Origin of the sequence: Novosphingobium sp. HR1a, from assembly GCF_015594425.1 — a bacterium.
GTDB lineage: Bacteria > Pseudomonadota > Alphaproteobacteria > Sphingomonadales > Sphingomonadaceae > Novosphingobium > Novosphingobium resinovorum_A.
The window spans coordinates 45243-67151 of the sequence record NZ_JABXWS010000033.1; the positions used below are offsets into that span (position 1 = coordinate 45243).

Consider the following 21909-nt stretch of genomic DNA (forward strand, 5'->3'; position numbering starts at 1 on the left):
TAGCCCATTTCGCGCCGAGCCCCGACGATAGGGCATGTCTAAAGGCAGCCACCGGTCCCGGCTCAAGGCCGGGACGACGCTTGGCAGCGACGGATCGCTCGGTTAGCACTTGCGCACATGAGCACCCTCCCAGTCCTTCGCGCGGGGCTTCTTGCCGCCGCGCTGTCCGCTGCCGTCCCGGCTTTCGCAACTCCCCAGCAGGGCTCAGGCGTCGCCTGGGACATCGTCGAGGGCCTGACCACCGAGATCGGCCCGCGCATGGCCGGCTCCGAGGCCGAGGCGCGCGCACGCGACTGGGGTTCGGCCAAGCTCAAGGCGCTCGGCTTCCAGAACGTGCGGGTGGAGGAGTTCAAGACCCTCGCCTGGAAGCGCGGTCCCGAGAGCGCGAAGCTGACTGCGCCTTACGCGCAGCCGCTGGCGATCACCGCGCTCGGTTTCTCGGTTCCGACGCCCAAGGGCGGGCTGAAGGCGCCGCTGGTCTACTTCCCGACGCTCGACGCGCTGGAAGCGGCGCCCGAGGGATCGCTCAAGGGCAAGGTGGCCTTCATCGACCACGCGATGCGCGCGGCGCAGGATGGTTCGGGCTATGGCCCTTACGGCAATGTGCGCCGTCAGGGGCCGACGATTGCCTCGCGCAAGGGCGCGGCGGGCGTGGTGATCCGCTCGGCGGGCACCGACAGCCACCGCAACCCGCATACCGGCGTCACCATCTTCGCCAAGGATGTGCAGCCGATCCCGGCAGGGGCGGTGTCGAACCCCGACGCCGACTTGATCGCCCGCACTGCCGCAAGGGCTGCGGCGGGGGGCAAGCCGATGGCCATCGACCTGACGCTGGAGGGCAAGCCATTCCCTGACGCGCCATCGGGCAACGTCATCGCCGACCTGCCGGGGCGCGATCCCTCGCTGCCGATCATCGTCATCGCCTGTCACCTCGACAGCTGGGACCTTGGCACCGGCGCGATCGATGATGCTTCGGGCTGTGCAATCGTGACGGCGGCGGCGCTTGCCGCGCAGCAGGGCGGGCAGGCTTTGCGCACCATCCGCGTGCTGTGGTCCGGCAACGAGGAAATGGGCGTCGGAGGCGGCGGCGGCGCGGCCTATGCGCGCATGCACGGGTCGGAGCCTCACGCCGTCGCGATGGAGAGCGACTTCGGCGCGGACAAGGTCTGGGCGGCGAAGTTCAACACTGCACCTGAAAACAAGCCGCTGGTGGACAAGGTGAAGGCGGCGCTCTGGCCGATGGGCGTGGTCCCGCATGAGGGCGAGACCGAGGGCGGGGCCGACGTCGCCGCGATCATCAAGGCACAGGATTTGGCGGTGATCGATCTCGGGCAGGACGGGATGCACTACTTTGATTTGCACCACACGCCGGACGATACGCTCGACAAGGTCGATCCTGCGGCGCTTCAGCAGAACGTCGATGCCTGGGCGGCGGTTTTGAGGGTGATCGCGAATGAGCCTGGGGTGATCGGGAAAGCCGGGGCCAAGAGCGAGTAGCAGTCGGTCTCCACTCCGGTTCTTTCGACGTGCCAGCCTTAAACATTCTTCGTCATCCCCGCGAAAGCGGGGACCCATCTGATGGAGCTGCAACAGGCGCCGTCAGGAGATGGGTTCCCGCCTGCGCGGGAATGACGACCCAATGAGAATGATCGTGGCCTCAAACCGAGGCTGCGATCTGCTCCGCCACCGCGACCAGCCGCCGGGCCTGCTCCAGATGCAGCAGTTCGGTCATCTTGCCATCGACCTTGATCGCGCCCTTGCCTTTGTTCTCCGGCAGCGCGAACGCCGCGATCACCGACGCTGCCCAGCCGAGGTCCGCCTCGCTCGGTGAGAACACCGTATTGCAGGGCTCGATCTGCGCGGGATGGATCAGGCTCTTGCCGTCGAAGCCGAACAGCAGCCCCTGCCGCGCCTCCGCCTCGAACACACCTAAATCGCGGAATTCGTTGCAGACGCCGTCGAGCACGGTGACGCCGTGCGCCCGCGCGGCCGCGACCGCCATCGACAGGAACGGCAGGAACGGCGTGCGCTCGGGCACGGACTGCGCGCGCATCTCCTTGGCGAGATCGTTGAGGCCCATGATCCAAAGCGACAGCCGCGTCGAACGGGCCTTCGCCGCGATCGGCTCCAGTGCGAAGACGCTCGCGCAAGTCTCTATCATCGCCCAGAGTTGCATGGCCTCGGGAGCGCCGCTCAGCGCATCCTGCAGCCGGTCGATGTCCTGCGGGCCGTTGACCTTGGGCACCAGCACCGCGTCGGCCTTCGACCCGGCGACGGCCGCAAGGTCCGCCGCGCCCCATTCGGTATCGAGCCCGTTGACGCGGATCGCGACTTCGCGGTGGCCGAAGCCGCCTTGCGCGATCGCGGCGACGGCGGCGGCGCGGGCCTCTTCCTTGGCCTCGGGCGCGACCGCGTCCTCGAGGTCGAGGATCACCACGTCGCAGGGCAGGGTGCGCGCCTTGGCGAGAGCCTTGGCATTCGAGGCGGGCAGGTAGAGCGCGCTGCGGCGGGGGCGGTCGATCGGAGTCATCAGGGCGGGTTCCCGTGTCGAGTATGTCGCCGCCTCCTTGCGGCGCGCGGCGCCACGGGGTCAAGCGCGGGCGCCGTGGTTTTTAGGGTATCGACCAACCGCTACGCAAATTCCTCTAGGCCTAAAGAACAATTTGCAATCGTTTGCCTGCTATATACCCTTTATCAGCCGCAAATGGTCGCCCGCGCATCGCGGCCAGGGGCGCGGAGTCCTCTCCCTTCCTCCGCGCCCTGAGCGGTAGCCCATGCGGGTCGCAGACGTCGCCCCGTGACCTGCTCCATCAAGGATCGGGCACGGGGCACTTCCTCAGAGATCGGCGAGAATGCGCTCGCTCTCCTGCCACAACCGCGCGGCCGCCGCGTCGTCGAGCGCCTGCGGGGCGGCGGCGATCTCGGCAAGGTCGTGGAAATAGCGCCCGCCGTTCACGCCCGCCTCGGGCGCGGTGGCGAGCCAGACGATCGTGCGCGCCGACTGCTCGGGCGAGACGAGATCCTGTCCCTTGCCATAGGCCTGCAGCGAGGCTTCGCCGTGGCTCCAGAAATTCGAGCCGACCTTGCCCGGATGCATGGCCTGCGCGGTGATGCCCTTGTCGGCGAGGCGGTTGGCCAGTTCGCGGGTGAACAGCAGATTGGCAAGCTTGGCCTGGCAATAGGCGGGACCGGTGGCGAAGTCGTCCAGCATCATCAGGTCGTCCCAGCGCATCGCTTTCGCCTGCTCATGCGCGAGCGATGAGACGGCGATCACGCGCACCGTGCCGGGAGGGCTGTCCTGCCCCGCGCGCTCCAGCAGGGGCAGCAGTTCGCGCGTCAGCAGGAACGGCGCGAGGTGGTTGGCGGCGAAAGTCGCCTCCAGTCCCTCGGAGGACACGTAGAGCCCGTCGCGGATGCCGCCTGCATTGTTGACGAGGACGTGGACCTTGTCGGTCAGGGCCGCGATCTCACGTGCGACGCGCCGCACGTCGGCCATTTCGGCGAAGTCTCCGCGCAGGAAATCGACCTTGCCGAAGGCGCGCAGCTGCGCCTCGGCCGCGTCGCAGCGCGCCGGATCGCGCCCGGTCGCGATGACGTGCCAGCCCATGCGGGCGAACTCGGCCGCACTGGCCTTGCCGATGCCGGAACTGGCGCCGGTGATCACTACGACGGGCTGCGGCTTCGCGGAATTATCGGACATTTCGGCATTCTCCCCTGCCGCGCCCGATGTTCGCGGGTCGCGGTGTTTCCTGTCTAGCGCGGCTCCGCCCCCTTGAGGAACAGATCGACCGCGAAGCGCACGCGCCGGTCGATGTCCTGTGCGGTCAGCATATTGCCCGAGAGAATGAAGCGCACCGGGCCGCTGACGACCATGCTCATGAACACGTTGGCCGCAAGCATCGCGTCGCCGATGGCGAGGCGGCCTGCCTCGGTCTCTTCCTCGAGGATCTGCGCGAGGAACCGCACGGTCGGCAGCGCGGCGATGTCGTAATAGGTCTGGAAGATGTCCGGGAAGCGGTAGCTCTCGGTATTGATGAGCCGTTGCAGCTTCGCACCCGCAGGTTCTCCCACCAGTCCGATCCGCAGCATCGCGATGGCAATGAGCGTATCCTCCAGCGTGTCCCTGCGCGTGGCGGCGATGACCTCGGCACCGACCGCGCGGGCCTCGGTGCCGTGGCGGACGGCGGCGCGGAACAGCGCGGCCTTGTCCGGGTACTTCGCATAGACCGTCCGCTTGGTCATGTTCACGTCGGCGGCGATCCCCTCGATCGTGGCGCTTTCGTATCCTTTGTCGAGAAAGTGTTCGAGCGCGGTGTCGAGCAGGGCGACCTGCCGGGCCTGCGCCTGTTCGCGCGTGGGCCGGCCCGCCTTGGGGAGCGCAGGGTGCGTGTCTTCGAGCATGATCCCCATGGACCCGATTTGGCTTGCGTCGCCAAGAGGCTCGTGAATAATGAAACGCATAAGGTGTTATTAATCGAGTCGCGATGGACTGTCCAGTCCGTCGCGGCGGCAAGGGAGAGGAGTAAGGGAAGCATGGGCATTGCTGCGGACAAACTCACTGCGCTGGTCGCTGACCCGGAGCGCTTCGCGTTCTCCGCGGGCGACTTGCGCGAAACCCAGGTCGCCGCGCTGGACGAGCGGTTTCAGGAGCGCCGCGATCGGATCAGGCTGCTCGGCCTGCGCGCCCGCGACGCCGGGATCGACAGCATCGCGCGGATCGAGGACGTGGTGCCGGTGCTGTTTCCGCACACCGCCTACAAGTCCTATCCGGAAAGCTACCTGATGGACGAGCGCTGGGATCGGCTGACCAAGTGGCTCGGCACGGTCTCGGCCCATCCGCTCGAGGGCATCGCGACGGACGGGATCGCCGGGATCGACGACTGGATCGCGCGGCTGGCGGAGCAGGGGCACTTCATCTCCTGCTCCAGCGGCACCACCGGCAAGTCGGCGATGCTGATCGCCTCGCAGAAGGACATGGACTGGTCACGGATCGACACGGTCAACGTCTTCGCCTGGGGTTCGGGCGTCGTGCCGGCGCAGGACCGGCTGATCGTCGGCTGCGCGCCCGTGGCGACGGTGCCCAAGAACGCGGCGATCGCGCAGGCGCAGTACGAGGCTTTCGCCAATCCCGAGTGGCCGCGCTGGGCCTATCCGGTGCCGCCGATCACGGTCGGTTCGCTGACGGCGATGGTGGTCATGCGCAAGAAGATTGCCGAGGGCACCGCCCGTCCGGACGAGATCGCCGCCTTCGAGGAAACATCGGCCGAGCGCGCGCGGCTGGTCGCCGATGCGGTGCCCGCGACGGCGCAGTTCATCATCGAGAACCGCCACCGCAAGCTCCAGCTTTCGGGGCTGTGGAACGGGCTGTGGCAGGTCGCCAAGGCCGTGCGCGACGCGGGCTACGGGCGTGAGGACTTCAATCCGGACAACTCGATCTACGTCGGCGGGGGGCTCAAGCGCGCGCAGCTTCCGGCGGACTATCAGGACTATGTGTTCGAGACGTTCAACATCCCGGCCGACCGGCATTTCCAGAACTATTCGATGCAGGAACTGAACTCCGGCATGCCGAAGTGCCGAGAGGGCGGGCGCTATCACGTGCCGCCGTGGATCGTGCCGGTGCTGCTCGACAAGTCGGGTGACGAGGCGCTTCCCCATGCGGGCGGCGAACAGGAAGGGCGCGCGGCGTTCTTCGACCTCTCGCTCGACGGACGCTGGGGCGGCGTCATCACCGGCGACAGGATTTCGCTGGACCATTCCCCTTGCGCCTGCGGGAACCACGGCCCGTCGATCCGCGACGACATCGCCCGTTATGCGGATCTGGAAGGCGACGACAAGATCGGCTGCGCAGGCACGGTCGACGCTTATGTGCGAGGTGTGGCATGAACGAGATCGCACAGCCTGAGGTCAGCGAAGACCTCGTCTCCGCCCCGTTCTTCCTGCGCGGCGAAGTGCTGCACGGGACCGACGTGATCCAGACGTCGCGCGACCTCGGCGTCACGTTCGCTACGCCGCGCATTCCGTTCGATCGCGCGGTGCCGCCGCGCACCGAAGTGCCGCCGCTCCTCAATGTGCCGCTGGCCGAGATCATCGACTTCCTCGTCGAGACCGGTCAGCGCCTGCTCGCCAGCGACAACCCGCACATGCAGGAATGCATCGAGCGCATGTGCCGCACGCATATCCTGCCTCGCGCCGTCGTCGAGAATACCGCGCGCCACGCGGCGGCCTATCTCGACAAGCGGGTGCTGATGGCCGAAGTCGAGCAGAACTTCCCCGATCCGCGCGCGCTCGACGAATGGGTGCCGAAGCAGGACTTCACCGGCCGCAAGAGCTTCGTGCGCGCCTTCGCACCGCGCCTGATCCATGTGCTGCCGGGCAATTCTCCCGGCGTCGCGGTGAAGTCGGTGGCGCAGGGGGCGATGGTCAAGGGCATCAACCTGTTCAAGATGAGCAGCGCCGATCCCTTCACCATGGTCGCGATCCTGCGCACGATGGCGGACCTCGATCCCACCCATCCGATCGTGCGCTCGATGTCGGCGGTCTACTGGCGCGGCGGCGACGATGCGACCGAGCGGGTGCTCTATCGCCCGCAGTACTTCGACAAGATCGTCGCCTGGGGCGGCGGGGACGCGATCAACAACGTCATCAAGTACCTCGGCCCCGGCTTCCAGCTGGTGTCCTTCGATCCCAAGACTTCGATCTCGATGGTCGGGCGCGAGGCGCTGGTGGACGAGGCGACCATCGACCGCGTCGCGGACTTGTGCTCGGCGGACGTGATGACGCTCAACCAGGAGGCCTGCGTCGCCAGCCGCTTCCAGTTCGTCGAGGGGGACGAGGCGGCGGTAGACCGTTTCTGCGCGCGCCTGCACCATCACGTGGCTCGCCGTGCGGCGGAAAGCGGTGATGTGCGCCCGCTCGATAGGGACATGCGCGAGGCGGTCGAATCGATGACGCTGATGGATGACGAGTACGGCGTCTGGGGCCGCACCGACGGGCGGGGCTTGGTGATCCGCTCGGATGAGCCGGTGGACTTCCACCCGATCAACAAGACCGCCAACGTCGTGCGCGTGGACAGCCTCGACGACGCGGTGAAGTGGATCAACGTGGCGACGCAGACGGTCGGCTTCTACCCGTTCGACCGCATGGCCGCCTACCGCGACCGCCTCGCCGCCGGGGGCGCGCAGCGCATCGTGCATCTGGGAGAGGCGGGGCCTTCGACCATCGGCAATCCGCACGACGCGATGTACCCGCTTCACCGCTTCGTGCACTGGATGGCGCACGAGGACGGGCGGGGGTAGCGCAGGCACCCTTCGACAAGCTCAGGGTGAGCGGGGTGGAGTGGATTTCCTGCCCCATCGCAAGGTTCTTCCAACCTCCGACCCCGCTCAGGCTGAGCCTGTCGAAGCCCTCTCCGATCACCCGCAACATCGCCGAGACGGATATGTCCGCCCCTCGCTTGCCTGCCGCCGCGAGTGCGCTACCCATCGATCGAACAGCCCGCCATGCCGGGCGCGTGAAGGGGATCATAACCACCATGGCCGTCGAAATCCTGCTCCCGAAGATCGGTTTCTCCATGCAGGAGGGCCAGGTCGCCGAATGGCTCGCCGCCGATGGGGCGCAAGTGACCGAAGGCCAGCCTCTGTTCTCGCTGGAGGCTGACAAGTCCACCAACGAGGTCGAATCCCCCGCCACCGGCACGCTCAAGATCGTCACGCAGACGGGCGAGACTTACGAAGTCGGCACCGTTCTCGGCTGGATCGAGTAACCGGCTGGACAGGCGCGGATCGTCGGGTCACTATCCGCGCCATGAACCGCCTTCTTACCGCTGTCGCCGCCTTCGGGCTCCTCGCCGTTTCGGGCACCGCGCATGCCAGTCTCGCGGTCGGCGCGAAGGCGCCGCAGTTCGCGGCCAAGGGCGCCAAGGCGGGCAAGGAAGTCGACTTCGATCTCGCCAAGGCGCTGAAGAAGGGGCCGGTCGTGCTCTACTTCTATCCCAAGGCATTCACGCAGGGCTGCACGCTGGAGGCCCACGCCTTCGCTGAAGCCACGCCCGAGTTCGCGCAGCTTGGCGCAACCGTGGTGGGCATGTCGGCGGACGACCTGCCGACGCTCAAGAAATTCTCGACCGAGGAATGCCGCGACAAGTTCGCGGTCGCCACCGCCAGCCCCAAGGTGACCAAGGATTACGACGTCGCACTCACCCGGCCGGGCGTCCCGGCAGGTATGACCCAGCGCGTCAGCTACGTCATCGACCAGAGCGGCCACGTCGCCTTCGTCCACTCCGACATGGACTACCGCGAACACGTCACGATGACGCTGGCGGCGGTCAAGGCGATGAAGGCCAAGCGCCCCGGTTGAACCCGGCCCCTTGCGCCGAACCGCCTGAGCGCCACTTTACAAACAGCCGTACTGCGCTAAGCGGTGCGGCTCGTTTGTTTCAGGCCGGTCGTGATCCCGGCTCATCGGAGATTTTCGCCATGCGTGCCGAGGGGCAGGCCCACATTGTCCGTATCGAGAAGGCCCTCGCGCTGGTCCGCAAGTTCCTCGACTGGGACCGCGCGCTGCGCCGGTTCGACGAGCTGAACGCGCGCGTCGAGGACCCGACCCTTTGGGAAAAGCCCAAGGAGGCCGAGGCGGTCATGAAGGAACGTCGCCGTCTCGAGGCCGCGATCGGCGCGGTGAACTCGATCAGCGCCGAGATGGCCGATGCCGTCGAGTTCGTCGAACTGGGCGAGATGGAAGGCGATGAGGAAACCATCGCCGAGGGCCTGTCGGCGCTCGCTGCGCTGGCCGAGCGCGCCGATCAGGACAAGGTCACCGCGCTGCTTTCGGGCGAGGCGGACGGCAACGACACCTATCTCGAAGTCCACGCCGGGGCCGGCGGAACCGAGAGCCAGGACTGGGCGGAAATCCTTCAGCGCATGTACACGCGCTGGGCGGAGCGCCACGGCTACAAGGTCGAGCTGGTCGACTATCACGCGGGCGAAGCGGCGGGCATCAAGAGCTGCACCCTGCTCATCAAGGGCGAAAACGCCTATGGCTATGCCAAGACCGAAAGCGGCGTCCACCGCCTGGTCCGCATCAGCCCTTATGACAGCGCGGCCCGGCGCCACACCAGCTTCTCGTCGGTGTGGGTCTATCCGGTGATCGACGATACCTTCGAGATCGAGATCAACCCGTCTGATCTGAAGATCGACACCTATCGCGCTTCGGGCGCGGGCGGTCAGCACGTCAACACCACCGATTCGGCCGTGCGCATCACGCACCAGCCCTCGGGGATCATCGTCGCCAGCCAGATCGACCGTTCGCAGCACAAGAACCGCGAAATCGCCATGGGCATGCTGAAAGCGCGCATGTTCGAGGCCGAGATGCGCCGCCGCGAGGAAGCCGCCAGCGCCGAACACGCGAGCAAGAGCGACATCGGCTGGGGGCATCAGATCCGCTCCTACGTGCTGCAGCCGTACCAGCAGGTGAAGGACTTGCGCACGGGTGTGGTCTCGACCGCGCCTGACGACGTGCTCGACGGCGCCCTCGATCCGTTCATGGCCGCGGCCCTGTCGCAGCGCGTGACCGGCGAGAAGGTCGAAGTCGAAGACGCCGACTGAAACGTGGCGGCCGTCTCGTCCCGGGACAGTGGCCGGGGCGAGAGGGCATGAATGCGACGGATCTCTTTCAACCGTTTTGCCAATCGGGCGCACAGGCGCTAAGGGGCCGCATGTTTCGCGCGCATACCCTCTTTCCGGCCGTGCTGGTGCCTGCTCTGTTGAGCCTGGCCGCCTGCCAGCAGCCCGCCGTCGATGACGGCCGGGAAAAGGGCGCGCCGAAGTTCCCCAAGCCCGATCGCCCCGTTGCGCAAAGCACCTCCAGCACGTTCTCCACCGAAGCCCAGCGCGACAGCGCGGGCGAGGCCAACACGGTAATGGACCTTGCAGGCGTGGCGCCCGGCATGAGCGTGGCCGATCTCGGCGCGGGCGAGGGGTACTACACCGTCCGCCTCTCGCACCGCGTCGGCAAGAAGGGCCGGGTTCTGGGCGAGGATATCGATCGCGGTGCCAACGAACGCCTCGCCACGCGCGTCATGCGCGAGGAACTGGAGAACGTCTCGATCAAGCTGGGCCGCCCGAGCGATCCCAGCCTGCCCGAGAAGAGTTTCGACCGCATCTTCCTGGTCCATATGTACCACGAGGTCGGCGACCCTTACGGTTTCCTCTGGAGGCTGCGCCCGGCGCTGCGTCCCGGCGGTAAGCTGGTGGTCGTGGATGTCGATCGCCCCGCCGGTGGGCATGGCCTGCCGCCTTCGCTGCTTTTCTGCGAATTTGCGTCGGTGGGCTATCGGTTGACGGAATTTGTTCGCAAGCCCGAATTACAGAGCTATTATGCGCAGTTTGAAGCCGCAGGGGCAAGGCCTGCGCCGGCAGATATCAAGCCGTGCCGAATTTCGGGGGTAGCGCCGCCGAAAACCAATGGATCGCAGGGCTGAGCCGCGAAAGCCTGGGGAAAGACGAGAGAAAATGAGTTTCAAGGGTCTCAAGCCGATCATCTATGGTGGCCGTGAAGTCTGGCCGCTGGTCGAAGGCGGCAAGGGCGTCGCCGCGACGAACCACATGAGTTCGGGCGCGTGGGCGGCTGCGGGCGGTATCGGCACGGTCAGCGCGGTGAATGCCGACAGCTACGACGCCGAAGGCAAGATCATCCCGCAGATCTACAACGCACTGACCCGCAAGGAGCGCCACCAGGAACTGATCGACTACGCAATCGACGGCGCGGTCGAGCAGGTCCGCCGGGCTTTCGACATTTCGGGCGGCAAGGGCGCGATCAACATCAACGTTCTGTGGGAAATGGGCGGCGCGCAGCAGATTCTCGAAGGCGTTCTGGAAAAGACCCGGGGCATGGTCACGGGCGTCACCTGCGGTGCGGGCATGCCTTACAAGCTGTCCGAGATCGCGGCGCGCTTCAACGTCAACTACCTGCCGATCGTCAGCTCCGCGCGTGCGTTCCGCGCGCTGTGGAAGCGTGCCTATCACAAGGTCGCCGACCTGATGGGCGCGGTGGTCTACGAGGATCCGTGGCTGGCGGGCGGTCACAACGGCCTGTCCAACGCCGAAGACCCGCTCAAGCCCGAGGATCCGTATCCCCGCGTCAAGGCCCTGCGCGACACCATGCGCGCCGAAGGGGTTCCGGACAGCGTGCCGATCGTGATGGCGGGCGGCGTCTGGTTCCTGCGTGACTGGAACGAATGGATCGACAACCCGGAACTCGGCTCGATCGCGTTCCAGTACGGCACCCGTCCGCTGCTGACGCACGAGAGCCCGATCCCGCAGGCGTGGAAGGACCACCTGCGCACGCTGGAGCCCGGCGACGTGCTGCTCCACCGCTTCTCGCCCACCGGCTTCTATTCTTCGGCCGTGCGCAACCCGTTCCTGCGCAATCTGGAAGCGCGCTCGGAGCGTCAGATCCCCTATTCGAAAGTTGAGGCGGGCGTGCACACCGTGCGTCTCGACGTCGGTGTGAAGGGCAAGAACTTCTGGGTCGCCCCCAAGGATCTGGAGCGCGCGCGGACCTGGTCGGCGCAGGGCTTCACCGATGGCCTGCGTACGCCGGACGACACGATCATCTTCGTGAACCCGGCAGAGCGCGACGAAATCCGCAAGGATCAGGCCGACTGCATGGGCTGCCTGTCGCACTGCGGTTTCTCTTCGTGGAAGGACCACGACGACTACACCACTGGCCGCCTTGCCGACCCGCGCAGCTTCTGCATCCAGAAGACCCTGCAGGACATCGCCCACGGCGGTCCGATCGACGAGAACCTGATGTTCGCGGGTCACGCGGCCTATAAGTTCAAGCAGGACCCGTTCTATTCGAATGGCTTCACGCCGACCGTCAAGGAACTGGTGGATCGTATCCTGACCGGCGACTGATCGGACAGGACAACGCGGCTTTCAAGCGGCCGGTACGGAGCGATCCGTGCCGGCCGTTGTGGTTTCGGAGCGGGACGGCCAGGCGACCATTGCAAGGAAGCTGGCGACGGCGGGCAAGGTCAGCAACCAGTCGACATAGCTGAGCACGGCCTCGATCGCGCTGCGCACGCTCCATCCGGCAAGGATGCTTACGAGTTCCAGCAGCAGCATGCGGGCGACGAGGATCAGCAGAGGGGCGCTCCACCAGCCGCTCCGGCCGAGGTCGTGGAAGCGGCGGATCGACAGGGCGAACAGGGGCAGAGCGACCTTCACCTGTACGCCCAGCATGACGGCGCGCAGGACAGGGCTGGGATCGAGCCAACTCGTCGCCAGGGCCAGCACTGCGACCGGGATCTGTGAAATCAGGATGTAGGTGACGAACTCGCGGCGGTCGGCCTTGCCCCGAAAGTCCAGGGAGCGGGCGACACTGCGGCCAGCCTGCCGGAAATAGGTGATCATCGCCGCATTTCCGGTTTTGCGGGGGTGGGTGTCAATCGAAATTCCATGCCCGTTCGCCGTGGGTGGCGCTGTCCAGTCCTTCGCGTTCGGCATCCTCCGACACCCGCATGGGGAACGCCAGCGACGCCATGAGCGCGAGGATCACCGTTCCGACGATCGACCATACCGCGACCACCAGCACGCCGATCCCCTGCGCCGCAAGTTGCGCGACCGGGTTCATGTCCTCGCCATAGCCGACGCCGCCGAGACCCTCCGAAAGGAACACCGCCAGCAGCAGCGAGCCGACGATCCCGCCGACGCCCTGCACTGCGAAGACACCGAGGGCATCGTCGATCAGCAGCTTGCGACGCACCAGCCGCATGGCGAAATGGCAGGTCACTCCGCCCAGCACGCCCATCAGCATGGCGGCGCCCGGCGATACGAAGCCCGCCGCCGGGGCCAGCGTCGCCATTCCGGCGACCGCGCCGCTCGCGAAGCCGATCGCGGTCGGCTTGCCGATCGTCAGCCGCTCTACCAGAAGCCATGCCATGGCGGCGGCCGCGGTGCCTACGTGCATGGCGATGATGGCGGCGGCGGCATCGTCGTTGGCGGCGACGGCCGATCCTCCGCTCAGCGCCAGCCAGCCGACCCACAGCAGCGCAGCGCCCGCGATGGCGAGCGCGGGCGCATGCGGCGCGGTCAGGCCCTGCACGACGCCCTTGCGCCGCCCGAGCATCACCGCGACGACCAGCGCCGAGGCACCGGCGGTCACATCGACGACGATCCCGCCCGCCCAGTCGAGCGTGCCCACGCCTTGCGCCAGCCAGCCTCCGCCCCAGACCCAGTGCGCGACCGGCGCGTAGACGACAAGGCTCCACAGCGCGGCGAAGGCGACGACCCAGCCGAACCGTGCCCGCTCTGCGCAGGCGCCGACGATCAGGGTCGGGGCTAGGGCGGCGAAGACCATCTGGAACAGTGCATAGGTGCTTTCCGGTACGGCAGTTCCCGCGCGCACGTTGCCCAGCGCGATCAGCATCCACGCATTGCCCTTGCCCAGCCAGCCTCCCGCCAGGTCGCCGAAAGCGAGCGTATAGCCGACCATGACCCACAACGTGGAGGCCGCCGCGAAAATCGCACCGCACTGGATCAGGATGGACAGCACGTTCTTCGCCCGGACCTGTCCCGCATAAAGCAGTGCGACGCCCGGCAGCACCAACAGCGCCAGAACCGAGGCCGCAAGAAGCCACGCGGTGTCGCCGCCGTCCGCGACGTCGAGCCGCCCGTCCTGCGCGAAGGCGGCCGTCGGCGCCAGCGCGGCGAGCGCCGCAGGTAGCAGCAGACGAGCAGCCATTGTCGAACGCCTGAACATCGCGCGGTCATTCCTCAAGAGATTCGATCCCGCGATAGCGGCCGAACCCTTTACGCCGGGTTAGATCAGGAAGCTAATTCGGGACAAGGGGTTGCGATCCCGAAGTGGATCGGTGCCTGCGATTTCAGATCAGGTCGGGCAGCACCATGTCGGGCGGGCGATGGCCGTCCACCCACGACCGAATATTGGTCACGATCTTGTGCCCCGCCGCGCCGCGCCCTTCGTACGTAGCGCTGCCGAGGTGGGGGAGGGCGACGAGACCGGGCATCGCCAGAAGACGCGGATCGACCTGCGGCTCGCGCTCGAATACGTCGAGAGCGGCGGCGATGCGGTCGTGGGACAGCGCCGCGATCAGTGCCTCCTCGTCGATGAGGCGGCCGCGGCTCGTGTTCACGATGCACGCGCCCGGCTTCATCAGTCCGAGCCGGCGCGCGTCGATCAGGTGCTCGGTTTCCGGTCCGGCCGGGCAATGGAGCGTCAGGATGTCGGCTTCGGCGACGAGCCGGTCGAGTTCGGGCTCATATCGCGCCGAAACCATGTTCTCGACCGCCGGGGGCAGGCGGTGACGGTTGTGGTAGCGAATCTCCAGCCCGAAAGCCCGCGCCCGGTGCGCCACCGCCTGACCGATCCGCCCCATGCCTACGACGCCCAGCGTCTTGCCGCTGAGCGAATGGCCCAGCATCGAGGAAGGTGCCCAACCTTCCCAGCGCCCCTCGCGCAAGGTCCTGGCATTCTCGCTGAAGCGCCGTGAGACGAGAATGATCAGCGCGAGCGTCAGGTCGGCGGTGTCGTCGGTGAACACGCCGGGCGTATTGGTCACCAGAATGCGGTGGGCGCGCGCGGCGGCGAGGTCGATGTGATCGGTTCCCGCGCCGAAGCTGGCGATCATCGCGATGCGCTCTCCGGCTCCGGCGATCATCGCGGCGTCGATCATGTCGGTGACGGTCGGCACCAGCACGTCGCAATCGCGCATCGCCGCCTCCAGTTGCGCCCGTGTCATCGGTCTGTCGTCGGGGCTGGGGACGAGGTCGAAAAGCTCGGCCATGCGTGCTTCCACCTGCGGCAGAAGCCGCCGCGTGACGATCACCCGGGGACGGGGCGGGAGCGGGCGCGCGGTGTCCATTTCGGGACATGGGCTAGGCCGTCCACAGGGGCGTGGTCAAGCACCCTTGATGGGCCTCGGCGCCGCGCGGTAAGATCGCCGCGATGAACCGTCCCGCCTTCCTTCTGCCTCTCGTTGCCCTTGCCTTTCTGGCCGGGCAGCCCGCGCGCGCCGCCAATGACGACAAGGTGCCTTACTGGGCCTCGATCGATGCGGAGATCGCCAACTTGCGCGTAGGGCCGGGCGATTCGTACCGGATCGACTGGGTCTATCGCCGCCCACATCTTCCGGTGAAGGTATTGCGCCGCGAAGGCCCGTGGCGCCTGGTGGAAGACCCCGAGGGCTCGAAGGGCTGGATGCGCGACCTCCTGCTGTCCCGCCAGCGCGCGGCCATGGTCAAGGACGGCAGCCTGATCGAGATGCGCGCCAAGGGCAGCAGCGCGGCCGCCATGCTCTGGCGCGTCGAGCCGGGCGTGGTCGGCCTGCTTGGCGAGTGCAAGGAGGGCTGGTGTCCGTTCGACACCGACGGGCACAAGGGCTTCGTACGCGAAGAGCAGCTTTGGGGCACCGGGGAGCCCTGAGATTCGGTTCTCAGCCGGCCTGCAGGTTGTCCGCCGCTTGGCCGATGAGGCTCGGGGACAGGCCCGGCCTGCCGAAGTAGAATCCCTGCGCCTCGTCGCAGCCCTGTTCCCGAAGCAGGTCCAGTTGCTCGATCGTCTCCACGCCTTCCGCCAGAACCGGCACGTTGAGGCTGTGGCCGAGCGCGAGGACGGCCTTGATGATCGCGCAGGCCTCCACGCTCTGCTGTGATCGCAGCACGAACGACTTGTCGATCTTGATCTTGTCGAACGGGAACGAGTGCAGCGTGTCGAGCGAGGAATAGCCGGTCCCGAAATCGTCGATCGCGATGCTAACCCCCAGCGTCTTGATCTGGCGCAGGAAATGCAGGGCGCGCAGCTTGTCGGCGATGATCGCGGTCTCGGTGATCTCCAGTTCGAGGCGGCGCGGCGACAGGCCGGTCTCAATCAGGATGTTCTGCACGATCGCCACGAAGTCGTTCTGTAGCAACTGGATGGGCGAGAGGTTCACGGCGACCTTAAGGTGATCCGGCCAGGACCGCGCCTCGCGGCAGGCTTCGCGCATGACCCATTCGCCGATGCGGAAAATCTCGCCGGTCTCCTCCGCGATCGGGATGAATTCGACCGGTGAGACAAGGCCACGCGTCGGGTGGCGCCAGCGCAGCAGGGCCTCGTAGCCGGACAGCTTGCCGGTCGCGAGTTCATGCTGGGGCTGATACAGCACCGTGAGTTCGCCGCGATCGACCGCATGGCGCAGGTCATTGGCGATCTGGCGGCGGGCACGCGCCGTCTCGTCCATTTCCGGCTCGTAGAAGGCGATGCGTTCGGTGACGCTGCCCTTGGCGCGGTACATGGCAAGGTCGGCGTTGTTGAGCAGTTGCTCGCGCCGGGAGCCGTCCTCGGGAAACACCGCGAGGCCGATGCTGCCGCCGAGATGGAAGGCGTTGTCGTCCGTCCCGAAAGGAGTCGCGAAGCACTCTTCGACGCGCCGCAGGAATACATCGAGTTCGTTCCGGTCGCGGAAGCGCTTGGCGGCGGCAAATTCGTCGCCACCAAGGCGTGCGACGATCTCGCCGTCGTCCAGCACATCGACCATGCGCTGGGCGAGATGTTGCAGAGCGGCGTCGCCCGCAGAATGCCCGCGGGTGTCGTTGATTTCCTTGAAGCGGTCGAGGTCGATCATGACTACGGCAAGCTGGTGCCCGAAGTGGCGCGCCTCTTCCAGTTCGGCGTCGATCCAGTGGGCGAAGCTGTTGCGGTTGGGCAGGCCGGTCAGGTTGTCGTGCATCGCCATGTGCGCGATCTTCGCCTCGGAGCGGCGGCGTTCGGTGATGTCGTCGAACGTCACGACGCGCCCACCGCCGGGCATCGCGCGGCTCGTCATCGATACGACGAGGGTTTCGCCGAGGTCGAGGGTGACCGACGCGGCGGCCATGTCGGCGACGGGGCGCGTGAAATGGCGATGCAGGTCATCGCGGCGCCCGCGCGAGGCCGAGCGCCCGGCGGGCGCGGCGAGAACGGCGCCCGCGACGGCTTCGGCCTTCATGCCTGACAGGGAGGTGTCCGGGGCGATTCCCCAGATCGCGTTGAAGCGCGGATTGGCAATGCGCAGGCGGCCGTCCGCGTCGAACAGGCACAGGCCCTGGTGCATGTTGGCCAGCGCCGCGTCGAGGTGGCCCGTCATTTCACGAACGCGGTCCTCGTCTTCCTTGAACCGCGTCATGTCCCGGGTGATCTTGGCGAAGCCGATGTGCTCGCCAAGTTCGTTGGCGACCTTCTCGATGGTGACGTGAGCCCAGAAGCGGGTGCCGTCGCGCCGGACGCGCCAGCCCTCGCCGCTGAACTTGCCTGTCTTGGCGGCATCGGCGACGGCGCGGCGGGGCAGGTTGTCGGCCTGATCTTCGGGCGTGTAGAACGCGGCGAGCGGCATTCCGACGGCTTCATCGGAAGTGTAGCCCTTCAGGCGCTGTGCGCCCGCGTTCCAGTTGACCACCTGACCGTCGCGGTCGAGCATGTAGATGGCGCAGTCGGTGATGCCCTTGACGAGAATGCTCATGTCGCGCTCAGTCGCATGGAGAACCAGACGGGCTCGGCGGGCGATGCTCAGGACCGCGATGCTGATGGCGAGCAGGGCGAGCGATCCGGCGCTGATAGCGGCTGCCATGCTGTCGGGGGAGAGCAGGGTGCCGCCGTGCAGGTCGAGCGGCGCGGGCGTCAACTGCATCGCGGCCATGCCGGTGAAGTGCAGCAACACGATCGAGAGGGCCAGCAGGCCCGCAGCCGCCAGCGCGCTGGGAATCGAACGCCCCTTGACCGAAAGCGCGAGGGCGGGGCAGGCGGGCAGCACCGCGAAGAGCAGCGACACCGCGACGAAGGCGGGACGCCAGTGGATGTCGGCGGGAAACTCGATCGCGGACATGCCGATGTAGTGCATCGCGATGACGCCCGAGCCCGCGAGCAGGCCGGCAAGCGCGAAACCCTTGCGATGCGGCAGGGCGAGGGAGACCGCGAACGACAGCGAGGTCATGACCACCGCGATGAGCAGCGAGATCACGGTAGCGGGAACGTGATATCCCACGACCAGTCCCGGGCCGTAGCCGAGCATCGCGACGAAGTGCGTTGCCCAGACGCCGAAGCCGATGGCGCTGCCCGCACCCACGATCCAATGGCGAGCAGCCGATCCCGACAAGTGACGGGCATGACGCAGCAGCTGCACCGCGCACAGGGTGGAGACGACGCAGATCGCGGCTGCCAGCAGGACAAACCATCTGTCATGCTGATCGTGAATGCACAGCAGAACGTCGAACATCGGCAACCCTAGTCATCAGAAACCTGATGGCTGTTAGGGTTGATTGGTTAACACGGGCCTAACTCTGTTCCCGCAGTGAGGTCATGTCTGACTGAAACACCGTTCGTCATCCCCGCGAAGGCGGGGACCCAGCTGATGCCGGTGCAACAGGAACTGTCAGGAGAGGGGTTCCCGACTTCGCGGGGATGACGATGACACGGATCGCCCACCACAAGACACGCCGCGCGTTAGGAAATGCCCCCTGCCCGGGTTGCGGGCAGGGGGCATTTCCTTGTCGTCAGGCCAGTTCGACCGCGATCGCCGTGGCTTCGCCGCCGCCGATGCAGAGGCTGGCGACGCCCTTCTTGAGGCCCTTTTCCTTGAGCGCGTTGATGAGCGTCACGATGATGCGCGTGCCCGAAGCACCGATCGGATGGCCGAGCGCGGTGGCGCCGCCGTGGATGTTGACCTTGTCATGCGGGATGCCGAGGTCGTGCATCGCGAACATGGCGACGCAGGCGAAGGCTTCGTTGACTTCGAACAGGTCGACGTCGGCGAGGTTCCAGCCAACCTTCTCGACCAGCTTGGTGATCGCGCCGACCGGGGCGGTGGTGAACTTGGCCGGCTCCTGTGCGTGGGCCTCGACGCCGACGACGGTGGCCACCGGCGTCAGGCCCTTGGCATCGGCCACGCTCTTGCGCGTCAGCACCACGGCGGCCGCGCCGTCCGAGATCGAGCTGGAGCTGGCGGCAGTGATGGTGCCGTCCTTGGCGAAGGCGGCGCGCAGGGTGCGGATCTTGTCCGGGTTGCCCTTGGGCGGCTGCTCGTCCGTATCGACGACGACTTCGCCCTTGCGCGTCTTCACGGTGACGGGGACGATCTCCGCGGCGAAGGCGCCCGAGGTGATCGCTTCCTGCGCGCGGCGCAGCGACTCGATCGAGTAATCGTCCTGGTTCTCGCGGGTCAGCTGGTATTCGTCGGCGGTGACTTGCGCGAACGAGCCCATCGAGCCGCCTTCGTAGGCGTCTTCCAGACCGTCGAGGAACATGTGGTCGTAGATCGTGTCATGACCGGCGCGTGCGCCCGAACGGTGCTTCTTCGAAAGATACGGGGCGTTGGTCATCGATTCCATGCCGCCCGCGATCACCACGTCGAGCGAACCGGCGGCCAGCGCCTCGGCGCCCATGATGACGGTCTGCATGCCCGAGCCGCAGACCTTGTTGACGGTCGTCGCCTGCACCGACTTGGGCAGGCCGGCCTTCAGCGCGGCCTGGCGGGCAGGGGCCTGGCCGAGACCGGCAGGCAGCACGCAGCCCATGTAGATTCGCTCGATGTCCTCGCCAGCGACGCCTGCACGCTCGACGGCGGCCTTCACCGCGGTCGCGCCGAGGTCGGTCGCCGATACGTCCGCCAGCACGCCCTGCAGACCGCCCATGGGGGTGCGCGCATAAGAGAGGATGACGATCGGGTCGGAAGCCGAAATCTGGGCCATTGGCATACCTTTCACACTGATGACTGTTCTAGTTGACGAACGGGATAATGTTGCGCTGCGTCAATTGCAATGATGCGACAGTACGAGCCGCCTCTACACCGTCCCGCCGGTTTCGTTCGGACGATGGCCAGGAGATGGGAAGCCTTGCCTGATTGCCAAGATATGTCGGCCGCGTTTCGCGAACAATTCGCAATAAACCGGTTGCGCGAAGCGACTTGACGATTGCGTCAGGCGCCTCGGGGTGGGCAAGCGCCGGGAAACTGCGGGATTGGACACTTTGTCGTGTTGCAATGCAATGCGAATGGCGGATTATTGTGCCGGGATACCCTTGCGAGGCGCGGTAGGCTGGCCTAAGGACGCGCCAACTTGACGGGCTCACCATGACATATTCGAGTCCGCCAACGTCGCATTCGCGGTAAGAGGCAAGAACATTGACCGATCTGTCGCAATACCTGCCGATCCTCATCTTCCTGGTGATCGCGCTTGGGCTTTCGTCCGTGATCGTGTTCCTTCCGCTGGGCGTTGCCCGGCTGACCGGCACGCACCAGCCCAGCGCAGACAAGAACAGCGAATATGAGTGCGGCTTCCCCGCCTTCGAAGATCCGCGCAGCCAGTTCGACGTGCGATTCTACCTGGTGGCGATCCTCTTCATCATCTTCGATCTCGAAGCTGCCTTCCTGTTCCCCTGGGCCGTGTCGCTCAAGCTGACGGGCTGGGCCGGCTGGGCGACGATGATGGTATTCCTGGGCGAACTGGCCATCGGCCTCGCCTATGCATGGAAAAAGGGAGCTTTGGACTGGGAATGAGCACGCTCGTTAACTCGGCGGGCCAGCCTCTGGCCCCGATGTCGCCGGTCGGCGGCGCGATCACCGCGCCCGACCAGTCGTTCTTCAAGGATCTCAATCAGGAAGTGTCCGACAAGGGCTTCCTGGTCACCTCGACCGAGGAACTGTTCCAGTGGGCCCGCACGGGTTCGCTGTGGTGGATGACCTTCGGCCTCGCATGCTGCGCGGTCGAGATGATTCACGTCAACATGCCCCGCTACGACATGGAGCGCTTCGGCGCCGCGCCGCGCGCCTCTCCGCGCCAGTCGGACGTGATGATCGTGGCAGGCACGCTCTGCAACAAGATGGCCCCGGCGCTCCGCAAGGTCTACGACCAGATGTCGGAGCCGAAGTACGTCATCTCGATGGGCAGCTGCGCCAACGGCGGCGGCTACTATCACTACAGCTACTCGGTGGTGCGCGGCTGCGACCGCATCGTGCCCGTCGACATCTACGTGCCGGGTTGCCCGCCGACTGCCGAAGCGCTGCTATATGGCGTGATGCAGCTGCAGCGGAAGATCCGCCGCGTGGGCACCGTCGAGAGGTAAGGCCAGATGCCCGTTCTGCATTCCGCTCCGAAGATCGCCTCGAACGAGGGCGTCCTCGACGCTCTCGTCGCCGCGCTGGGCCCCAAGCTCGTCTCCGCGAAGGAGGAGCATGGCGAGATCGTGCTCACCATCGCGCGTGACGAGATCGAGAACGCGCTGCGCATCCTGCGCGACGATCACGAATATCAGCAGATGATGGAAATCGCCGGCGTCGACTATCCGTCGCGTCCTGAGCGTTTCGAAGTCGTCTACATGCTGCTCTCGGTCACGAAGAACCATCGCATCATGGCGAAGGTGACGGCGGCTGAGCACACCCCGGTCCCTACGATCACCACGCTGTGGCCGAACGCCGGCTGGCTGGAACGCGAAGTGTTCGACATGTACGGCGTGATCTTCGCCGGCAACAAGGACCTGCGCCGCATCCTCACCGACTACGGTTTCGAGGGTCACCCGTTCCGCAAGGACTTCCCGCTCACCGGCTACCAGGAACTGCGCTATTCCGAAGAGGACAAGCGCGTTGTGTACGAGCCGGTCAGCCTCGCGCAGGATCTGCGCCAGTTCGACTTCATGAGCCCGTGGGAAGGCGCCGACTACATCCTGCCGGGTGACGAGAAGGCGCCTGCGCCCGCAGCCCCGGCCGCCGCTCCGACGCCCAAGGCGACCGAGAGCAAGGCCGATACCGGCGCCGGTGACAAGGCGAACGAAAAGGCCGCCGAAAAGGAATCCGCGCCCGCTCCGGCCAAGACCGAAGACGGGAAGGCCCCTGAGGCGCCCAAGGAAACCGAAAGCCGTCCGGACAAGGGAGACGCCAAGTGA

The 21909-nt window shown here is 66.5% G+C and carries 20 protein-coding genes; 12 read left to right on the forward strand and 8 right to left on the reverse strand.

Features of this window, described 5'->3' with window-relative positions; all coding sequences use genetic code 11:
- Positions 1-117: 117 nt before the first annotated feature.
- Positions 118-1497, forward strand: a complete 1380-nt coding sequence (locus HWN72_RS06460) for a M20/M25/M40 family metallo-hydrolase (RefSeq protein ID WP_036522869.1) — start codon at positions 118-120, stop codon at positions 1495-1497.
- 160 nt (positions 1498-1657) lie between these two features.
- Here the strand turns inward: HWN72_RS06460 and HWN72_RS06465 are convergent, their stop codons facing one another.
- The 3 genes from HWN72_RS06465 to HWN72_RS06475 all read right to left on the reverse strand — a co-directional run bounded on the left by HWN72_RS06465 (position 1658) and on the right by HWN72_RS06475 (position 4401).
- Entirely contained in the window at positions 1658-2530 is an 873-nt protein-coding gene (locus HWN72_RS06465; protein ID WP_036522872.1) for a CoA ester lyase, read from the reverse strand.
- Between the two features lie 306 nt (positions 2531-2836).
- The gene (locus HWN72_RS06470; RefSeq protein ID WP_036522874.1) at positions 2837-3700 is read right to left on the reverse strand and encodes an SDR family NAD(P)-dependent oxidoreductase; all 864 of its coding nucleotides are present in this window, start codon (positions 3698-3700) and stop codon (positions 2837-2839) included.
- 53 nt (positions 3701-3753) lie between these two features.
- Positions 3754-4401 (reverse strand): TetR/AcrR family transcriptional regulator, encoded by a 648-nt coding sequence (locus HWN72_RS06475; protein WP_036523398.1) that lies wholly within the window; start codon positions 4399-4401, stop codon positions 3754-3756.
- 132 nt (positions 4402-4533) lie between these two features.
- Between HWN72_RS06475 and HWN72_RS06480 the strand changes: the two genes are divergently transcribed.
- From HWN72_RS06480 to HWN72_RS06510, 7 genes are all read left to right on the forward strand, one after another.
- Positions 4534-5883 (forward strand): hypothetical protein, encoded by a 1350-nt coding sequence (locus HWN72_RS06480; protein WP_008830981.1) that lies wholly within the window; start codon positions 4534-4536, stop codon positions 5881-5883.
- Positions 5880-7295 (forward strand): acyl-CoA reductase, encoded by a 1416-nt coding sequence (locus HWN72_RS06485; RefSeq protein WP_036522880.1) that lies wholly within the window; start codon positions 5880-5882, stop codon positions 7293-7295. Before HWN72_RS06480 ends, HWN72_RS06485 begins: the two co-directional genes overlap by 4 nt.
- Positions 7296-7531: 236 nt before the next feature.
- On the forward strand, positions 7532-7762 hold the full coding sequence (locus HWN72_RS06490) for a biotin/lipoyl-containing protein (protein WP_008830979.1): 231 nt from the start codon (positions 7532-7534) through the stop codon (positions 7760-7762).
- 41 nt (positions 7763-7803) lie between these two features.
- Positions 7804-8355, forward strand: a complete 552-nt coding sequence (locus HWN72_RS06495) for a peroxiredoxin (protein ID WP_008830978.1) — start codon at positions 7804-7806, stop codon at positions 8353-8355.
- Between the two features lie 119 nt (positions 8356-8474).
- A complete protein-coding gene (gene prfB, locus HWN72_RS06500) occupies positions 8475-9602 on the forward strand; it encodes a peptide chain release factor 2 (RefSeq protein ID WP_036522883.1) in 1128 nt (375 codons plus the stop codon).
- Between the two features lie 110 nt (positions 9603-9712).
- The gene (locus HWN72_RS06505; protein WP_211149984.1) at positions 9713-10477 is read left to right on the forward strand and encodes a class I SAM-dependent methyltransferase; all 765 of its coding nucleotides are present in this window, start codon (positions 9713-9715) and stop codon (positions 10475-10477) included.
- 31 nt (positions 10478-10508) lie between these two features.
- Positions 10509-11915 (forward strand): nitronate monooxygenase family protein, encoded by a 1407-nt coding sequence (locus HWN72_RS06510; protein ID WP_008830975.1) that lies wholly within the window; start codon positions 10509-10511, stop codon positions 11913-11915.
- A gap of 21 nt (positions 11916-11936) precedes the next feature.
- Here HWN72_RS06510 and HWN72_RS06515 read toward each other — a convergent pair whose 3' ends face one another.
- From HWN72_RS06515 to HWN72_RS06525, 3 genes are all read right to left on the reverse strand, one after another.
- A complete protein-coding gene (locus HWN72_RS06515; RefSeq protein WP_051586682.1) occupies positions 11937-12413 on the reverse strand; it encodes a DUF805 domain-containing protein in 477 nt (158 codons plus the stop codon).
- A 31-nt stretch (positions 12414-12444) separates the two neighbouring features.
- A complete protein-coding gene (locus HWN72_RS06520; protein ID WP_069707687.1) occupies positions 12445-13743 on the reverse strand; it encodes an ammonium transporter in 1299 nt (432 codons plus the stop codon).
- A 142-nt stretch (positions 13744-13885) separates the two neighbouring features.
- Positions 13886-14884 (reverse strand): D-glycerate dehydrogenase, encoded by a 999-nt coding sequence (locus HWN72_RS06525; protein ID WP_036522889.1) that lies wholly within the window; start codon positions 14882-14884, stop codon positions 13886-13888.
- Positions 14885-14967: 83 nt separating this feature from the next.
- On the opposite strand from HWN72_RS06525, the gene HWN72_RS06530 reads away from it, so the two are divergent.
- Entirely contained in the window at positions 14968-15444 is a 477-nt protein-coding gene (locus HWN72_RS06530; protein WP_069707688.1) for an SH3 domain-containing protein, read from the forward strand.
- 10 nt (positions 15445-15454) lie between these two features.
- Here the strand turns inward: HWN72_RS06530 and HWN72_RS06535 are convergent, their stop codons facing one another.
- Together HWN72_RS06535 and HWN72_RS06540 are read right to left on the reverse strand one after the other, a co-directional pair.
- A complete protein-coding gene (locus tag HWN72_RS06535) occupies positions 15455-18250 on the reverse strand; it encodes an EAL domain-containing protein (protein WP_036522895.1) in 2796 nt (931 codons plus the stop codon).
- A 277-nt stretch (positions 18251-18527) separates the two neighbouring features.
- Positions 18528-19721 carry an acetyl-CoA C-acyltransferase gene (locus tag HWN72_RS06540; RefSeq protein ID WP_008833065.1) on the reverse strand — a complete coding sequence of 398 codons (1194 nt, stop codon included), beginning with the start codon at positions 19719-19721 and terminating at the stop codon, positions 18528-18530.
- A 431-nt stretch (positions 19722-20152) separates the two neighbouring features.
- Here HWN72_RS06540 and HWN72_RS06545 point away from each other — a divergent pair, with 431 nt between their 5' ends.
- From HWN72_RS06545 to HWN72_RS06555, 3 genes are read left to right on the forward strand one after another with little or no spacing between them, the layout of a single operon-like run.
- Positions 20153-20527, forward strand: coding sequence for an NADH-quinone oxidoreductase subunit A (locus HWN72_RS06545; RefSeq protein WP_036522900.1), 375 nt, complete (start codon positions 20153-20155; stop codon positions 20525-20527).
- 38 nt (positions 20528-20565) lie between these two features.
- On the forward strand, positions 20566-21093 hold the full coding sequence (locus tag HWN72_RS06550; protein ID WP_197524448.1) for an NADH-quinone oxidoreductase subunit B family protein: 528 nt from the start codon (positions 20566-20568) through the stop codon (positions 21091-21093).
- A gap of 6 nt (positions 21094-21099) precedes the next feature.
- Positions 21100-21909, forward strand: a complete 810-nt coding sequence (locus tag HWN72_RS06555) for an NADH-quinone oxidoreductase subunit C (RefSeq protein WP_036522903.1) — start codon at positions 21100-21102, stop codon at positions 21907-21909.

Bases quoted from the DNA above. Each gene is read 5' to 3' on its own strand.
- HWN72_RS06530 (WP_069707688.1), top strand. From the start codon at position 14,968: ATGAACCGTCCCGCCTTCCTTCTGCCTCTCGTTGCCCTTGCCTTTCTG.
- HWN72_RS06550 (WP_197524448.1), top strand. From the start codon at position 20,566: ATGTCGCCGGTCGGCGGCGCGATCACCGCGCCCGACCAGTCGTTCTTC.
- HWN72_RS06510 (WP_008830975.1), top strand. From the start codon at position 10,509: ATGAGTTTCAAGGGTCTCAAGCCGATCATCTATGGTGGCCGTGAAGTC.
- HWN72_RS06520 (WP_069707687.1), bottom strand. From the start codon at position 13,743: ATGGCTGCTCGTCTGCTGCTACCTGCGGCGCTCGCCGCGCTGGCGCCG.
- HWN72_RS06505 (WP_211149984.1), top strand. From the start codon at position 9,713: ATGTTTCGCGCGCATACCCTCTTTCCGGCCGTGCTGGTGCCTGCTCTG.
- HWN72_RS06460 (WP_036522869.1), top strand. From the start codon at position 118: ATGAGCACCCTCCCAGTCCTTCGCGCGGGGCTTCTTGCCGCCGCGCTG.
- HWN72_RS06515 (WP_051586682.1), bottom strand. From the start codon at position 12,413: ATGATCACCTATTTCCGGCAGGCTGGCCGCAGTGTCGCCCGCTCCCTG.
- HWN72_RS06490 (WP_008830979.1), top strand. From the start codon at position 7,532: ATGGCCGTCGAAATCCTGCTCCCGAAGATCGGTTTCTCCATGCAGGAG.
- HWN72_RS06555 (WP_036522903.1), top strand. From the start codon at position 21,100: ATGCCCGTTCTGCATTCCGCTCCGAAGATCGCCTCGAACGAGGGCGTC.
- HWN72_RS06485 (WP_036522880.1), top strand. From the start codon at position 5,880: ATGAACGAGATCGCACAGCCTGAGGTCAGCGAAGACCTCGTCTCCGCC.
- prfB (WP_036522883.1), top strand. From the start codon at position 8,475: ATGCGTGCCGAGGGGCAGGCCCACATTGTCCGTATCGAGAAGGCCCTC.
- HWN72_RS06540 (WP_008833065.1), bottom strand. From the start codon at position 19,721: ATGGCCCAGATTTCGGCTTCCGACCCGATCGTCATCCTCTCTTATGCG.
- HWN72_RS06480 (WP_008830981.1), top strand. From the start codon at position 4,534: ATGGGCATTGCTGCGGACAAACTCACTGCGCTGGTCGCTGACCCGGAG.
- HWN72_RS06470 (WP_036522874.1), bottom strand. From the start codon at position 3,700: ATGTCCGATAATTCCGCGAAGCCGCAGCCCGTCGTAGTGATCACCGGC.
- HWN72_RS06535 (WP_036522895.1), bottom strand. From the start codon at position 18,250: ATGTTCGACGTTCTGCTGTGCATTCACGATCAGCATGACAGATGGTTT.
- HWN72_RS06495 (WP_008830978.1), top strand. From the start codon at position 7,804: ATGAACCGCCTTCTTACCGCTGTCGCCGCCTTCGGGCTCCTCGCCGTT.
- HWN72_RS06475 (WP_036523398.1), bottom strand. From the start codon at position 4,401: ATGCTCGAAGACACGCACCCTGCGCTCCCCAAGGCGGGCCGGCCCACG.
- HWN72_RS06525 (WP_036522889.1), bottom strand. From the start codon at position 14,884: ATGGACACCGCGCGCCCGCTCCCGCCCCGTCCCCGGGTGATCGTCACG.
- HWN72_RS06465 (WP_036522872.1), bottom strand. From the start codon at position 2,530: ATGACTCCGATCGACCGCCCCCGCCGCAGCGCGCTCTACCTGCCCGCC.